Genomic DNA, 16,297 nt, shown 5'->3' on the forward strand with positions numbered 1-16,297 from the left:
GATAAATTTCGATGGCTGATGGGCTCAGGTCTCACCTGCACCCATCAGTCCGCGATCAGAACCTTCATGCCAGGTTTAGAGGGCGCGAATTGAGCGGCGTGCGGACCTTCTGCAGCGAACGCATCAGTAGCGATAATCTCGAAATCGCCAGCGCCAGCATTGGCTGCGACGGCATCACTGACCGCTGGCCCAAACACATCAAACACATATTTCTTCACGCCGACAACAGAGCCAATAACGGCGCCGCTTCCCAAGCCAATCCGGCAAACCCAATCGACTTCCGAGTTCTCATTCCGTTTCTTCAAAAACTGGCGATACAAAGACGCTGTTTTGATGATCGACGCGCGATGATCGAGCTCAGAATCTTCCAAACCCGCAATACAAAAATACGTATCACCATTGGTTTTGATGCGCTCGCACCCGAGCTGCTCACCAATTTGATCAAATGCTGTATACAGCTCGTTCAACTCACTGACCAAATTGGCTGGCGCCAATTGTTCGGCCATTTTTTTAAAACCCACAAAATCCAGGACCAGCACCGACGCATCTTCATAGCGTTTGGGTGTAATCACACCGAAAGATTTGTATTCGTCATAAGCCCCACGCGGCAGGATGTTCAGCAACAGCTCTTCAACCTGGTCTTTTTCTTTTTTGATTTCGCGTGTGTTGCGCTCGACCATTTTGGAATAGCTCGCGAGCATGGATTCAAGCTCACGGATCCGTGTGACGTTTTGGCATTCCATCACATAGACAGATTCATCGCCGACGGTTGCTTGCGAAATGATTTGCGCAAGAACCAAGGTCCGGCGGTTGCGGCGAAAGCTGAGTTCACCGGATTGGCGGCCGCTTGCTTGTATGTTCGCTTTCAGCTCCGCGAAATCCAATTCTGGAAACAGGGTTTGGATTGGGATACCCGGCCCAGCCTCGTCAAACCACTCGCCGAACACGTCATTGCAGAACTGCAAATTTCCCGTCTTTGCATCGAACAGCGCAATGCCGACGCCGACGGCACGCAAGAGTTGTTCATTGATCGATGCAATGGCCATCGCTTAGGCCGCGATCACAGATCGGTAGGTTTCGATCTTTTCCAGTACAGCCTCAACATCCGCCTGCTCAACGTCGAAGGCGACCAAGGTCTCACCCAACAGGGCTTTGATCGTATCAAAATGCGGGTCCTGGATATCCAAATTCGCGTGCGCCGCTTTCAGCTTTGCATCTGGGTACGAGACGGGGCCGCCCAGCAAGAACGAAATAAACTTGGTTTGATGGTCGATAAGACTTTCCATATCAGTACCGTCAAAGAACGGGCCCACAACGTCGGAATCCAAGACGTTATTGTAAAACTCAATGACGATGCTGTGTATGGTCGAGAAGCCACCATACTTTTCAAACAGCGAGTTGGCCATGTGATTGTCCCCGATACAAAGTCCGTCGCTTTGCACTTTAACTACTTCTTACTATTGTCATTTTGAAAAAGATAGGGGCGCTTAGATGGGAACAATTATCAATACCTGGAACCTATTAGCCCCAACTAGGGACCTATTATGACCAGCGATACGGCGGCGTTTCTCACCCGAGCGATCGACTCCTTACAGGACGGGATTGCGGTATTTGATGCCGATTATGCCTTAGTCTTGGCCAACCGTCCGTTCCACCAGATTTTCGACGGGGCGACATCGCATTTGATCCCCGGCGGCGCGTGGCGCTTGTTTATGGATGAAGCCAAACGCAAAAGGCGAGGCGCGGGTTTTGATCAATTGAACTTCCAGCTGATTGGCGGTCTCATCGAACCTTTTTCCCAAGATGTGACGCATGGCACCAGTCAACGCGTACGCTTGAACGCGCGGGCGCTCTCAGAGGGCGGCTTCATCCTCACCGCATCTGATGTGACCGACGCTTATGAAGCTGATGCCTTAAGAGTGGAAACTGAGGCCCTTTTGCGAAACGTGCTCGATGCCTGCACCGCCAACATCTTGATGAGCAGCGTCGATGATGGGCGAGTAATCTATCAAACGCCCTACAGCACCGGGCAATTTGGCACTTTGGACAATGTTCGAACGCTATATGCCGACGCTGACAAACGCTCTGAGCTCCTGGCAGAATTACTGCCAACCGGCGCCGTCGACGACTTCGAGTGCGACTTGCTCGACAGGAATGGCAAACGTGTACCCGTCATCTCACACGCGCGGTTGATCGAATACGAACAGGAGAAAGTGATCTTGGCCTCGGCCTATGATCTGACGCAACTTCACGCCCAACGCGATGAACTTATTCGCATCCGGGACATCGCGCACCAAAACGAAAAGCTGTCGGCTATGGGTGGCCTATTGGCGGGCGTCGCGCACGAACTGAACAATCCCCTTTCCGTCGTCGTTGGACACGCCTTGATGTTGCAAGAGGACGTTACCGATCCCTCCCTGAAAGCGCCGCTCGATAAAATTTCCCACTCTGCGGAGCGCTGCGCCCGGATCGTCAAAACCTTTCTCGCGATCGCACGTCAAAAGCCCATGACCTTGGTACCGGCATCCATGAACGAGATCGTCATGACCGCGTTAGACGTTTGCGGTCACAGCTTGCGACAGGCCGGCGTCACGTTGGAAATTGACCTCGCAGATACGCTTCCGGAAATACACGTCGATGAGGATCAAATTGCGCAAATCTTGATCAACATTTTGACCAATGCTGAACACGCCCTTGAGGGTGTCTCGGGTGCCGTAGTCCATATTTCGACACGTATCGACCCGGCCACCGGAATGATTTCCGCCGTGTTCTCGGACAACGGACCAGGCGTTCCGAAAGAGATTCGAGGCCGCATCTTCGAGCCCTTTTTCACGTCCAAGCCTGTTGGCGAAGGCACAGGTTTAGGCCTGTCGATCAGCCACCGCATTGCCTCTGCTCATGGCGGCAATCTAGAACTCAGCGACAACCCGCGAGGCGGTGCGTGCTTTACCGTCAGTTTGCCGCGCGTTGCTGCCGCCAACGCCGCGATCGCGCCCGACCAACCCGCGCGAACCTCGACACAAGAGATGCCGATGAACGTGCTCCTGGTCGAAGATGAAAAAGATGTTGCTGATATGATCACGCGCATTCTGCGCAGCAAGAATATCTCGGTGACGCATTGCGAAAGCGGCGATGACGCCCTGGCCACTCTAACAAGGGGACAGCAATTTGATGTCATTGTCAGCGACCTCAAAATGCAAGGGCTAAACGGCATCGATATGATGCTCGAAATAGACGCTCAGTGGCCGGTTTATCGAGACCGCTCATGTTTCGTCACGGGAGACTCCATGGGGAATGCTTTGTCGCAATATAAGTCGCTGTCCAATCGACCAATCCTGGAGAAGCCCTTTTCGCCATCGGAACTGATTGATCTGATCACAAGCCTTGGGGAGCGCGCGTAATGGCCGAAAATGATGCCAACCCCGTCCACATTCTCGTCTGCGACGATGAACCAGACATTCGGGATATGATGTCGACTTATTTGCAACGCCGCGGATACACCGTATCGACGGCTGAAAGTGGCAGCTCGCTCGACGCCGCGCTGGAAGAAAATGACGATATTCAACTCATCATCCTAGACATTAATATGCCAGGTGAAGACGGCTTGTCCGTTCTGCGGCGCCTCAGAACCGAAATGTCTCTCCCGATCATCATGTCAACCGCGGCCGGCGACACCGTTGATCGCGTCGTAGGATTGGAATTAGGCGCAGATGACTATCTGGCAAAGCCCGTGGATCTGCGCGAACTCGAAGCGCGAATAAAGGCCGTTATGCGCCGCGGCGGCAGCGCACAGAGCAATGCTTCCGCTGATCCGAAAACGGATGGTGATGTTCTCGTGGATGGCCTGACGATCAACTTAGAAGGCGCCAAACTGACAGGCCGCGATGGCGAGGATATCCCATTGACGGCGATGGAATTCAGCCTGCTTCGTGCATTTGTCGAACATCGCGGCCGCGTGCTCAATCGCGATCAAATTCTACAGATGGCGCATGATCGAGATTGGGATCCATTCGATCGGAGCATCGACATTCGCATCTCCCGTCTGCGACGTAAAATAGAGCGCAATCCGAGCCATCCAGTTCTGATCCGCACGGTTCGCGGCCTCGGTTATATCTTTGATCAAGCCGACTGAAAAAGCCGACCCTCTTTGTTTCGAGGGCCGGCTTCATATCGTTTAAGCTGAGAAGGAATGACTATCCTATTTTGGGCAGCAACATTCCGGCTTCTTGCTTATAGGCGAGATACTCCTCGCCATGCTCCCGGATTAAATCTCGTTCCTCAAACCACAATCCTATGAAGATATAGGCGGTGAAACCGAGGCTCAGGATGATCTGCGTATTGGTCATCAAAGGCGTTGCCCAAATCCCAATCATGACCCCTGTTTGAATAGGATGGCGAATGTACTTGTACATGGCTCGTTTCACGAAGGTCAGGGGCGGACGCGGTTGATCTTTAAAGTGAACATAGACCTGGCGCAGCCCAAAGAGGTCGAAGTGATTGATCGCAAAAGTCGACGCGAAGGTGAACGCCCAACCGAACCAGAACACCGCCAGAAGCGAATAGATCACGACGCTTCCATTCGCTGACCAAATCACACCTGGGATATTGATCCACAATCCTGTTAGTAGGAGGCTGGTGATCCCAGCAACCAATACATAAGTCGGGCGTTCCGCCGGCTCTGGAATGATTTTGGTCAGCACGGCTTTGAAGCTCGGCCGCGCCATGTAGGAATGAAAGAATCCCCAAATGGCAACCAGTGCTAAGTTCCAAACCACAGCGTTCACAGCGATCGCCTGACCACCCCACAAAAAGCCATAAGGTGCCAGTCCGGCGAGAACGGCGATAATGCTGAGAAGCCCGGCGACCCCGATAAAGTAAGACACGACGCCGTATATAAGAATTATAGTTTTCGACATGGATCCCTCCAAAATTTGCGCGCTTTAGCGCCTTGAATTGAATGCCGTCAGGCCGCTTGCTCACCGGCCGCCATGGCGTGCACGGCAGACGCTGTCAGAGTTTGTCCTCCAATCGCCCAATCGCCTTCGGCGACTTCGTTGATGCGTACCCAAGTCACGGGACGCATCGTCTCGCCTTCAACTGAAATCATGGCGTCCGTGACGCGTTCAATGAGCTCTTGCTTTTGAGCAGGGGTGAATACGTTTTTGATCAAATCAATGGTTACGAGTGGCATGGTCTTGCCTCCTATAAATGGTTGCTCAGCGACATCGCTGATGAGCCTGTGATAGGTCAGCCACATTTCTGCTGGATGTCTGCAGAGGGCCAATCGTGTTTCAATTGTTTCAGTGTGCCGACTTCAATGTTACGACACTCAAAAGGGACGGATTGAAGGCTAGCCTGATTGCCTATACTGACGCGTGAACCGTCGAAGTTTGAGGTTCTGATGACTGCCAAATACGTTCAATACGCGCTCGCTGCCATATTCTTGATCTTGGGATCTTGGTGCCTCATCGCCCCGCATCACGTGGAATCGCTGGTGTTGAGACCGGACTTCCAGCACTTATCAGGGACATCCGCTTTGTTAATGGCTTGCTTCGGTGCTCAGGCGGTGCTTGTGGCCACTGTGATTGCATTTTCCACATTCTCGCCGAGGACATTTCTCATTTTCGGATTGGTCGGTTCGCTGCCATTCTTTATTTTTAATTGGTATTTTGTGTTCGTCGTGAAGATGTTCACGCCCCTGATGCTTATAGATTTCGTCGGCAACCTTGGGATATTGGTTTGCGGCATTGCCGGATACTATCTGCGAAGATCGGAGTTGCGCGCTCAAAGTTAGCCAGAGTGTCCAAACATCCTCTCGGCGATCTAAAAGCCATCATTTGAAATCGCGCATAGAAGTAATTTTGGTTGACGGCAGTAAGGTCAACACCGCTCCTCATTGCAACAAACGCATAACCTGGAGCCCGATCGCAATGACCCGAATACTTTTCGCCTGTTTTCTCGGATTTTTAGCTGCCGGATGCGCGATGAGCCTCGGTCCACGGGACGCCGCCGATTTGGATCCTCGCTTTACATTAGGCGATGGGGGCGTTTCGGACTTCTACACCTTCTCAGATGAAATACCCGCGCCCGGTCAATTGCTTCGGCAAGAGACGCTCAACGCAGAGCAACGGGTTCCAAATGCGGCTAAAGCGATCCGCTTACTCTATTCATCCAGTGATGGCCTTGCGGGCACCGGTGCGCTTGTCGTGTCAGGGGCATTGTTTTTTCCCGAAGGCGAGCCGCCAGAAGGCGGATGGCCTTTACTGCTCTGGTCCCACGGAACCGTCGGGATCGCCGATAAGTGTGCACCGACGTGGACTGGCTATGTCCCATTTCATGATGAGCATCTTTCAGAGTGGTTAAATGAGGGCTACGCGATCGTCGCCTCAGACTATCAAGGCCTAGGGACCAAAGGGACACACCCTTATCTTGCAACGCGTCCGGCAGCGTACAGCAATCTGGATGTCATTCGCGCGGTCCAATCAGCGGACTTTCCGGTTTCCGACCATGTTGTCCTTGCGGGGCAATCGCAAGGCGCAGGCGCTGCGATCGCGACGGCTGGATATGCGCCAACCTATGCGCCGGAGATCGATATTCGCGCGGTGATCGCAACCGGTGTTCCATTTTTCACACCCGATGCGCTCCTCGCAGTTCAGGCAGCGCGTCCAAATGATGTGGTCGATCCGATGCTGGGTTACAATTTTCTGGCTCTGACGCTCATTGAACAAATCGACCCAAACTTTGCGGTAGAAGACTATGTTTCAGAACAAGCATTACCACTTGCGCGCGCGGTCACAGAAATCTGCAATCGAGACATGCGGGCAAAGATCACCGAGGCAGGACTAACCTACGACAAAACCTTCACTACTGCGCCAACAGAGCCTCTGCGGCAGGCATTCGAGCGCATGCAGTTTCCGTCACTTCAACTGTCTGTTCCTGTGTTTGTCGGAGTCGGTTCAGACGATCGCGATACGCCCCCGCGCATGCAATCCGGATTTGTAAAAGCCGCATGTGCGGCTGGGTCGGCGATTGAAGCCCATTTGTTTGACGGTTTTGATCACCTGACCGTGCTGAATCACTCCCAAACGAAGTCAAAAGCGTTTGCGTCTGCAGCATTCAGCGGCGATACGATCGCTGGCAACTGTGACGCTTTACCGTTTTGATTTGATTATCAAGCAAGACGGCGAGGCCAGCACTGACCGATGCTCGAGCCAGTGGGGCGGTCGCGCCTTTACCAGAGCCCATAGCGTTGCACTTCGGCGCGGCCGACCACCATGTGGTGAACTTCGTCAGGACCATCGGCGAAGCGTAGGTGCCGCATGTCGGTATAAAGTCCTGCGAGCGGGCTCCATTGTGAGATCCCCGTCGCGCCATGAATCTGGATGGCATCATCGATGATCTGACAGACCTTTTCCGGCACCATCGCTTTTACCGCGCTGACATAGACGCGTGCTTCTTTGTTGCCGAGCACATCCATGGCTTTCGCCGCTTGAAGCACGGCCAAGCGCATCGCGTTGATCTCGATCCGGGCACGGGAGACTTTTTCGAGGTTGCCGCCGAGCTTGATCAAGGGCCGGCCAAAAGCTTCGCGCGTGGCGCCGCGTTTGACCATCAGCTCCAGCGCCCGTTCGGCTTTACCAATCGAGCGCATACAGTGGTGAATGCGGCCTGGCCCGAGGCGAAGCTGAGAGATTTCAAACCCGCGGCCTTCGCCGAGTAGAATATTCTCCTCTGGTACCCGGACATTATCGAACACGATATGCATGTGTCCGCGCGGCGCGTGATCTTCGCCAAACACTTGCATGCCTTCAAGGATTTTCACGCCCGGCGTGTCGACCGGCACGAGGATCTGGCTTTGCTGTTTGTGCGGCGCGGCATCAGGGCTGGTTTTGACCATCACGATCATGATCTTGCAGCGGGGGTCGCCGGCGCCAGAAATATAGAATTTCTCGCCATTGATCACCCATTCGCCATTCTCTAACACCGCGCTAGTGGAGATGTTTTTGGCGTCAGAAGACGGCAAGGCTGGCTCCGTCATCGCATAGGCGGAACGGATCTCGCCATTCAGCAAAGGCTTGAGCCATTTCTCTTGCTGCTCAGGCGTACCGACACGTTCCAGAACTTCCATATTCCCGGTATCTGGCGCGCTACAATTCAGCGACTCTGACGCCAGCGGATATTTGCCAAGCTCAGCCGCGATATAGGCATAGTCGAGATTGGTCAGGCCAGTGCCATATTCGGTTTCTGGCAAGAAGAAGTTCCAAAGCCCAGATTCTTTCGCCTTATTCTTCGCGCCCTCGAGCAGTTCCAATTGGCGAGGGTGCCAGGTCCACCGGTCCTCTTTCTCTTTATCCAGCGCAAAGAACTCCTCGCTGATCGGCACAACATTGTCTTCGATATGTTTGAGCACCGCATCCATAAGCGGTCGCGCTTGATCTGACATGGCGAGGTCGAAAAGGTCGGGTGTATCGGTATGCACGGAAAATCCTCCAAAAACGTCGACGTGATTTGTAGACCGGCTAGCGTGGATCACAAGTGGGCGCGCCGGGGAAACGAGGAGGCTCCGATCACGAGCGAAATTCTGGCCAACATGGACAAAAGGCGAAATGCAGCGCACGTTGTGAACGACATGGCGATGGGAGGTCAAAATGAAGAAGGTAAGTCTTACAGCACTCGCGGGTATCATCGTGACGGGATGTTCTGCGCCGACCGAGACGGCTCAACCGACAGAGCCGGTTCCCGTCGCCGAAGCGGAAAACATGATTGAGCGATCACCGACGAAGAACGCTTATTTTGGCGATCTACACGTCCATACGCGGAATAGTTTTGACGCTTACATCTTCGCGACACGCCGTACGCCTGACGACGCCTATCGTTTCGCCAAAGGCGAGAAAATCCCGCATGATGGCGGCTATGACATTCAACTCGAGGGTCCACCGCTCGATTTTCTCGCCGTGACCGATCATGGCGAGTATCTCGGGGTCATTCCGTTTATGGACGACCCAAATCATCCCCTCTCGAGAACTCTGACGGCACAAGCCGCTTTTGGCGATGATGCGGCTGCGTCAGCAGATACATTTGCCAGCATCGGCATCTCCTTCGTAACAGGGCAACCGATCGAAGAAATCCGTGACCAGAGCCACATGAACAAAATCTGGGCGGAAACAATAAATGCAGCGGACCGTCACTATAAGCCTGGCGAGTTCACAACATTTGCTGGCTATGAATTTACCGCGATGACCGTCGTCAGCCAGGAGGAAGGCTCTGCCGCCAACCTCCACCGAAATGTGATCTTCCGCGACCAAGCGCCAGATCAAATCTTTTCAACACTCGACTCGACCAATCCAGAAGACTTGTGGGATTGGATGGACGGTCAGCGCGAGGACGGAATCGACTCCTTGGCCATTCCGCATAATTCGAACGGCTCAAACGGAGAGATGTTTGCGCTTCAGACCTATGATGGCGAGCCGCTCAGCAAGCTCTATGCACTGACTCGTTTGCGCAACGAGCCGATTGTTGAAATCACACAGATCAAAGGCACGTCGGAAACTCATCCGATCTTTTCTCCGACGGATGAATGGGCGGATTTCGAGCAATATGATTACTTCATTGGAAGCAGCGCAAAATCCACTGTGAATGTTGGCGACTTTGTCAGGCCGTCTTTGGCGCGCGGGATTGCTTTGGGTGACGAGCTCGGCGCGAATCCTTATGAATTCGGTTTTATCGGCTCCAGCGATACGCATATTGCGGCCGCGACCCTGCGTGAAGAAACGCATTGGGGCAAATTTCCCACCGACGGCGCAAATCCCCAACAAAGAAGCTCAGTACCGCCGGATGGCTATACAGATTGGGCAGACGTACCAGACGCCACTAATCGCCGAATTCTGACCGGCGCTAAATTCAGCGCATCAGGTTTGATTGGTGTTTGGGCGGAAGCCAATACGCGCGAAGATGTGTTCAACGGTATGCGCAAACGCGAGACTTTCGGGACCACCGGCCCCCGCCTGAAAGTTCGTTTATTTGCGGGCGACTATGATCAAGATATTCTAACAGCTCCGGATTTGCTTGAACAAGCCTATGCCAATGGCGTCGCAATGGGCGGCAATCTCACAGCGCCCGCAGAAGACGCGCCCAGTCTCTTAGCATGGGCCATTCGAGACCCCATTTCCGCACCTCTTCAGCGGCTGCAAATCGTCAAAGTTTGGGCTGAGAACGGCGCTGCTAAAGAAGCCGTTTACGACGTCGCATGCTCGGATGGTAGCGCCCCTGATCCGGACTCGCATCGCTGCGCCGACAATGGCGCATCAGTTGACACGAGCGACTGCTCGACCGAGCCAGGAACCGGCGTCGCTGAACTCAAAGCGCTTTGGCAGGATCCAGCTTATGACCCAACTCAGAGCAGCGCATATTATGTCCGTGTCTTAGAGAACCCAACCTGCCGTTGGAGCACATGGGACGCGGTTCGGGCTGGCACACCGCCAAATCCAGAATTGCCTATGACACTACAAGAACGAGCTTGGTCTTCTCCGGTTTGGATCGCGCCGCAACCGTGATCTTGTGAAGGATCACAAGTGGATGAAAGGCTCGATCGAGCCTTCCGCCCGCTTGCCTCGACGTGATGTCTTCCTCTACTCGGCTCACGGCGTAGGCCTGTAGTATAAGAAGATGGGCTACGTTTATGCATTATAAAGAACTTCAGACGGCGCGTGAGACGCTTACGGGACCTGGCGGCGCTTTTGAAATCATAGAAACGGAGATCCTGGGCAATCGTATTCGAGATTTTAAAAATCGCCCAAATAGTGTCCGCGAGATTTGGTTATCGACAGCCCAGTTTTCTGACCGTGATTACATCGTCTATCAGCAAGAGCGGATCACTTATGGTGAGGCGCACCAGATCGTTGGCAGCGTCGCTGGCTGGCTGTTTGAACACGGCGTGCGTCCGGGCGACCGCGTCGCGATCGCGATGCGCAACTACCCCGAATGGATGCTGATTTATTGGGCATGCACCGCGATCGGTGTCGCCGTGGTGGGCATGAATGCATGGTGGACCGAGTCCGAAATGGCTTATGGCATCAATGATGCGCAGCCAAAGTTCGTTTTTGTCGACGCCGAAAGACTGGTGCGGATCAAGGATAATCCGGAAATTGAGACTCCGCCTGGCTTGATCACGGTTCGCGTTGATGGCGACGTGGACGGGGCAACCGACTGGATCACAATCATCGGAGAGACCCGGGCCTTACCCGAAATCGATGTCGATCCCGACAGCGACGCGTGCATATTCTACACGTCCGGCACAACCGGGTTTCCCAAAGGCGCCCAATTGACCCATCGCGGATGCGTCGCGAACCTTCTCAACATGCAATACGCCGCTGCATCGTCTATGCATGCGGTCGAGAGCGCGACCGGGGTCGGCCCTCCAGAGAACCCGCCGCTTCCTGTCGCCTTAATCACGACGCCCCTCTTTCATGTCACGGCAAATAATTGCGGCGCCTACCGTGTGACCGCAGTCGGCGGCACAATTGTGCTGATGTATCGCTGGGATGCAGGAGAAGCATTGCGCTTGATCGAACGCGAGCGGGTGACATCAGCAGGCGGCGTGCCGGTGATGGGGCGCGAGCTAATCAATCATCCAGACTTCGACAGAACCGATACGTCGAGCTTGATGGCGATCTCCTGCGGCGGCGCGCAAGTTCCGCCGGATCAAGTTCAAAAGATTGATGACCAGATCGCGACCGCGCGCCCCGGCACCGGCTATGGCATGACAGAGACGTGCGGGATCATCACATCTGTCAGTGGTGATTTCTTCGTCGACAAACCAGAATCCGCTGGCCCCGCCATGCCAAACTTCGAGGTCAAATGCGTCAATGATGCTGGAGAGTCGGTACCGACGGGAGAGCTCGGCGAGCTATGGGTGCGCGGCTCTTCGGTGATCAAAGGCTACATCAATCGCCCCGAAGCCACTGCTGAATCAATTACCGATGGCTGGTTGCACACCGGTGATATTGGCTATTTGGACGAGGATGGATTTATCTTCCTGGTGGATCGTAAGAAGGATATGGTGCTGCGCGGTGGCGAAAACATTTACTGCGTGGAAGTCGAGGCTGCGATCTATCACCACGACGCCATTGCGGAATGCTGTGTCTTTAGCGTGCCAGACGAACGCTTAGGCGAAGAAGTCGGCGCCGCGATTTATTTGAAACCGGGCACATCAATCACGGTCGAAGAACTCAAAGCCCATTGCGCCAGCCGATTGGCCAAATTCAAAGTCCCAACCCATGTTTGGATTTGTGCTGATCCATTTCCGCGAAATGCGAGCGGAAAATTCCTCAAACGCGCGGTTCGGGATCAATTGCTCAAACAAAGCGCTTAGGCCATTTTGAAAAATGTCGGGACGCGGCTCCCCTGCCCCGACACTTCTTCATCAGTGTTCGTTTCTTTGAACTAGGCAATCGCTTGATAGCCGATTGCTAGAACGCTCGCCCAAGAGACCAAGTAAACGGGGGTACGCAGAAACGGGATGCCTGCCGTATAGACGATCGCGTGCGCAACACGTGCGAAGAAGAAGACTTGCGTCAGCATCCCGATCAACGCGCCTTTCGCGTCACCTGCAAGCCAAGTTGCAGCCACGATAACCGCGACCAAAGCGGGCAGAGTCTCGACCATATTCAAATGAGCGCGCTGTGCTCGTTGCGCCCAAAGCGGCGGCACCGGTGCTTGGGCTGGGAAGCCCTCAGGGTAATTGTTCAAAAAGGTTGGCAGCCCCCACACGAATACGCGGGCGAGAATGTAGGGCGTCCAAAGTAGCAGCGTGAGCATGCCACTCAACGCCAGATAAGTATAAGCGGTTTCCATAATGTCCTCGGAAGTTTGGTGGGCGCGGACGCTCCCCATCAAAGGAAAGCTCCGCGCCGACCTAGATTTGTTGTGATCGATCCAAGGCAAACCTTCGGATCGATCGACGTCATGTTGGCTTAGAGATCAGTGGCCGCGGTGTGGATGATTTTGGTCCACTGCGTATCGGCCTTAGAAATCGTACCAGCTTTGTCTTTCTGGTACGCGTTATAAATCTCTTCGTTCAGGAAAACGAACAGCTTGCCATCGCGCACGTCCGCGAATTGCGGGTCACCATCGAATTTTTTGCCGACAGAAACACCAAATGTGCAGAACCCGCCATTCTGAGGGGTATAGTCTGCGGCTTTGCGCTTAAATTTGCGCATATTGGCTTCGGTTGAAAAATAATAAGCAACACCGTCATGCACGGCGGTGTACTCGGCGCGGCCTTCGACACGATTACCGATTTCAATGAACGCGACAGGGTCGACGCCATGCAGACCCAAAGGTGCGCCTGCTGCTGTTAGGCCAGGTGCGGTATTGTTTTCGTCCGCGGCGAAAGCCGGAGCTGCGCTCAATGCGACAGACAGGGCGATGGCTGAAATAGCGAGGATTTGTTTCATAACTTTCTCCAAATTGTTTGGTCGGTCATCCGACACGGCTGAGAAAGTTCGGTTGGGCGTTATTATCAATAATCCGCGCTATTATTGGTATGATGAAGCAAGTTTTTGGTACTTACTGCAAATTAGTGAGCCAATTGGCGCCGAAAGCTCCGGGGAGACATGCCGAACTTATGAGAGAAGGCGCGACTAAAAGCGGCGACAGACTGGTAGCCACTTTCCCGGGCGATCTTTTGCACGCTGGCTCTCTCTTCATCGAGCAAGACGAGGGCCTTCTGAAGACGCCAATCCGCGAGATAACGCATCGGCCCGACGCCCAGAAGATCGCTGAAGCGATCAGAAAATCTGCTGCGCGACATGCCCACGTGCTGGGCCAAAGAGTCGACGCTCCACTTCGATGCTGGATTCTCGTGGATCGCCGATAAAGCCGCGCCGATTTGCGGGTCTTTTAGAGCCTGAATAACCGATTGCGCCTCATCCGTATCGACCAGACTTGATTTCAGGAGCTCAATAAACACGATCTCGGAGAGCCGTGTGACCGTCGCTGTTGCTCCCGGCGTTGGCGAGAACATTCTTTGGCTCACCAATTTGAGCGTATCATCGAGCCAAGGCTCACGCGCTCGACCAGCGCCGGTGACATGGATGAATTTTGGCAAGGTCGAGATCAATGGATGATCACCGCCCTTGCGAAAAGTGAAGTGACCGCAAATCATTTGCGTTGCGGCAGCCGGATCGCCCTCACCAACCCGAAGCACGCCTCGCCCATCATACCCAGCATCTTTAAGAGTTGTCTCCAAAGGTGGCGCCTTCGCCAATCCACTGTCGGATAAGACGTGGCTGACCCCATTCGGAATTAAAATCAGATCACCAGGCCTTAATGTAACATGCTCCCCGGTCGGGAAGGTGACGTGGCAGGTTCCCTGAACGACCAAATGGAAGCGAGCGGCTTGTTCATAGTCCGGCACCGTCGTGCCCCAGCTGCCGCTAAAGTTTGTTCGAAAATATAGCGCCCCCCGCATATCGAGCGTTTTGAGCACATCATCTAAAATATCCATCACGAGCACCGGCAGCGTAAATTAAGACAATCTCATATCATTCGACAGATTGTTGATCCTGCGAAGGGAAATTGTGCTCTTCGAGCAATTTTGCAAACTTGGTGGGACGATTTGCAAAGTTTCTGATCGTAGCGGGCGACGCGAGAGATCGCTAATCTCCCTAAGGTTTACACCCGCTCCGCCTTTAACAGCAAATGATCCGCGAGCCGTTCAGCGAGCGCCATGATTGTCAAGGTTGGGTTGGCCCAGCCGCCTGTGGGGAAGACAGAGCTGCTGGCAACATAGAGATTGGGACTTTCGAACAGTTTACAGTTTTTGTCGACGACGCCCGTCTTCGGATCATCCGACATGCGTGTTCCGCCCATATGATGGTATCCGCCAATAGCGTGCGAAGAAATGAGCGGATCGAAATGCCATTTGCCGGACTCTTGATCCAACCATTTCGCTAGCTCAACATCTCCCCAACCGGCATCTTGAACCACAGCCTTGAGGGTTTGCATGAGGGTTTTCACACTCTGCTTGTCGATGTCAGAAAACTGCCAATCTAAATCGGCCAATGGCAGTCCAAACCCATCTGTTCTCTCACTCAAGCGGATACGGCTGTCCGGGTTCGGCGCCTGTTCAGCGCGAATTACGGCGTAGAGCCCGCGTTTGCTGCCAGGCTGTTTCACCGCCCACACGGACGCCCAAGGATCAACGCTTTCTCTCGCCCGCGTCGCAAGGTTTTTAAGCCCTTTATAACTGGTCCGCCAAAACCGCGTGCTCGGGAGGTCGTGTTTCAGTTTCTCTTTCATAGATCTGATCAGTTCGGGAGAATTGCCTTCATGCCGGCGTGGCGCGAGGCTGAGCGCGCTATTCAACACGCCCTGTCGGCGTTGTTCAGATTCAGACAACCTCAGATAAGCTGCAAACCGTTGTCCTTGAGACCATTTCATGCGCGGCATAGCCCGCAGTGGGATCTTCAGCCTGTCAGAGACAATCTCCCCCCCTCTCGCGTGGGGGTGTTCCATGAAGAACCGGCCGAGCATATCCTGCGCGTTTCCTAATCCGTTGGAGCGATTAGGGACCGCGCCCATGAGCAGCCTAACCGTTTCGATGGCGCCGGCGGCCAATACAAAATCATCGGCTACGATTTGCGTAGTCCGTCCGCCCAAGCCCGAGACGGTGATCGCGTTGACCTTGCCGGACTCAGCGACATCCATTTCGGTCATCGTTGCATTGATGAGGATCTCGACGTCTGAGAGATTTCCGCGCTGAATATTGGTGAAGCGCTCGCCATTCTCATCAAATCTCCAGAACCCTACTTCAAGGGCCTCTGATCGTGCCCACGCTTGTTCGACGCTGTTTTTAGGAAGCGGTGGTGTCGTCCGAGGTCGCTCGATATTCAAGGCCTCATAAGCGCGATCATAATAGGGCTGAAGGTCACTTTTCCCAATCGGCCAGCCGCTATGAGGAAGATAGTCTCGCTTTTCGAAATCGATTGGATCAAGCTCGGCGCACCGCCCACCCCAGATCGCTGCCGTGCCGCCGAACATGCGCAGGCGAGACGAAATCAAATCATAATATGGCTCGCCGCTCACATCGCCATCGGACAGAGCTTGAGACTTGTCGCTAAACTCAAGACCGCCGCTTTCGACCAATATGACACGTCGACCGGCGCTCGCTAATCGCATCGCCAGTGTCTGCCCAGCGACCCCGGCGCCAATTACGCAAACATCAGCGCGGACAGCGTCACCGGGTTCATTTTCGTTCAAGTCTCTCAACATTTGATAGATCTCTGCAGGGGCTCCA

The 16,297-nt window shown here is 54.0% G+C and carries 15 protein-coding genes; 6 read left to right on the plus strand and 9 right to left on the minus strand.

Going from position 1 to position 16,297, the window contains the following annotated elements:
* Nucleotides 1–44 precede the first annotated feature (44 nt).
* Nucleotides 45–1,046, minus strand: coding sequence for an adenylate/guanylate cyclase domain-containing protein (locus MY069_RS01395; RefSeq protein ID WP_482795288.1), 1,002 nt, complete (start codon nucleotides 1,044–1,046; stop codon nucleotides 45–47).
* 3 nt (nucleotides 1,047–1,049) lie between these two features.
* A complete protein-coding gene (locus MY069_RS01400) occupies nucleotides 1,050–1,406 on the minus strand; it encodes a group I truncated hemoglobin (protein WP_482795289.1) in 357 nt (118 codons plus the stop codon).
* Between the two features lie 138 nt (nucleotides 1,407–1,544).
* On the opposite strand from MY069_RS01400, the gene MY069_RS01405 reads away from it, so the two are divergent.
* Together MY069_RS01405 and MY069_RS01410 are read left to right on the plus strand one after the other, a co-directional pair.
* A complete protein-coding gene (locus MY069_RS01405) occupies nucleotides 1,545–3,401 on the plus strand; it encodes a hybrid sensor histidine kinase/response regulator (RefSeq protein ID WP_482795290.1) in 1,857 nt (618 codons plus the stop codon).
* Entirely contained in the window at nucleotides 3,401–4,132 is a 732-nt protein-coding gene (locus tag MY069_RS01410; RefSeq protein WP_482795291.1) for a response regulator, read from the plus strand. The genes MY069_RS01405 and MY069_RS01410 overlap by 1 nt, the downstream gene beginning before the upstream one ends.
* 61 nt (nucleotides 4,133–4,193) lie before the next feature.
* Here MY069_RS01410 and MY069_RS01415 read toward each other — a convergent pair whose 3' ends face one another.
* Nucleotides 4,194–4,916, minus strand: a complete 723-nt coding sequence (locus tag MY069_RS01415; RefSeq protein ID WP_482795292.1) for a methyltransferase family protein — start codon at nucleotides 4,914–4,916, stop codon at nucleotides 4,194–4,196.
* A 47-nt stretch (nucleotides 4,917–4,963) separates the two neighbouring features.
* Nucleotides 4,964–5,191, minus strand: coding sequence for a tautomerase family protein (locus MY069_RS01420; protein ID WP_482795293.1), 228 nt, complete (start codon nucleotides 5,189–5,191; stop codon nucleotides 4,964–4,966).
* 210 nt (nucleotides 5,192–5,401) lie between these two features.
* Here MY069_RS01420 and MY069_RS01425 point away from each other — a divergent pair, with 210 nt between their 5' ends.
* Nucleotides 5,402–5,794: a hypothetical protein gene (locus tag MY069_RS01425; RefSeq protein ID WP_482795294.1), complete on the plus strand. Its 393-nt coding sequence runs from the start codon at nucleotides 5,402–5,404 to the stop codon at nucleotides 5,792–5,794.
* A 136-nt stretch (nucleotides 5,795–5,930) separates the two neighbouring features.
* Nucleotides 5,931–7,163, plus strand: a complete 1,233-nt coding sequence (locus tag MY069_RS01430; RefSeq protein ID WP_482795295.1) for a lipase family protein — start codon at nucleotides 5,931–5,933, stop codon at nucleotides 7,161–7,163.
* Nucleotides 7,164–7,231: 68 nt separating this feature from the next.
* Here MY069_RS01430 and MY069_RS01435 read toward each other — a convergent pair whose 3' ends face one another.
* Nucleotides 7,232–8,443, minus strand: a complete 1,212-nt coding sequence (locus tag MY069_RS01435) for an acyl-CoA dehydrogenase family protein (RefSeq protein ID WP_482796738.1) — start codon at nucleotides 8,441–8,443, stop codon at nucleotides 7,232–7,234.
* A 205-nt stretch (nucleotides 8,444–8,648) separates the two neighbouring features.
* On the opposite strand from MY069_RS01435, the gene MY069_RS01440 reads away from it, so the two are divergent.
* Both MY069_RS01440 and MY069_RS01445 read left to right on the plus strand, forming a co-directional pair.
* A complete protein-coding gene (locus MY069_RS01440; protein ID WP_482795296.1) occupies nucleotides 8,649–10,553 on the plus strand; it encodes a DUF3604 domain-containing protein in 1,905 nt (634 codons plus the stop codon).
* Between the two features lie 125 nt (nucleotides 10,554–10,678).
* Nucleotides 10,679–12,370: a class I adenylate-forming enzyme family protein gene (locus tag MY069_RS01445; RefSeq protein ID WP_482795297.1), complete on the plus strand. Its 1,692-nt coding sequence runs from the start codon at nucleotides 10,679–10,681 to the stop codon at nucleotides 12,368–12,370.
* A 71-nt stretch (nucleotides 12,371–12,441) separates the two neighbouring features.
* Here the strand turns inward: MY069_RS01445 and MY069_RS01450 are convergent, their stop codons facing one another.
* From MY069_RS01450 to MY069_RS01465, 4 genes are all read right to left on the minus strand, one after another.
* Nucleotides 12,442–12,891: an MAPEG family protein gene (locus MY069_RS01450; RefSeq protein WP_482795298.1), complete on the minus strand. Its 450-nt coding sequence runs from the start codon at nucleotides 12,889–12,891 to the stop codon at nucleotides 12,442–12,444.
* An 80-nt stretch (nucleotides 12,892–12,971) separates the two neighbouring features.
* Nucleotides 12,972–13,454 (minus strand): YHS domain-containing (seleno)protein, encoded by a 483-nt coding sequence (locus MY069_RS01455; RefSeq protein WP_482795299.1) that lies wholly within the window; start codon nucleotides 13,452–13,454, stop codon nucleotides 12,972–12,974.
* A gap of 122 nt (nucleotides 13,455–13,576) precedes the next feature.
* Nucleotides 13,577–14,506, minus strand: coding sequence for an AraC family transcriptional regulator (locus MY069_RS01460; RefSeq protein ID WP_482795300.1), 930 nt, complete (start codon nucleotides 14,504–14,506; stop codon nucleotides 13,577–13,579).
* A gap of 167 nt (nucleotides 14,507–14,673) precedes the next feature.
* On the minus strand, nucleotides 14,674–16,272 hold the full coding sequence (locus tag MY069_RS01465; protein ID WP_482795301.1) for an FAD-dependent oxidoreductase: 1,599 nt from the start codon (nucleotides 16,270–16,272) through the stop codon (nucleotides 14,674–14,676).
* Between the last annotated feature and the right edge of the window lie 25 nt (nucleotides 16,273–16,297).

Source organism: Hyphomonas sp. ske169, from assembly GCF_056850855.1.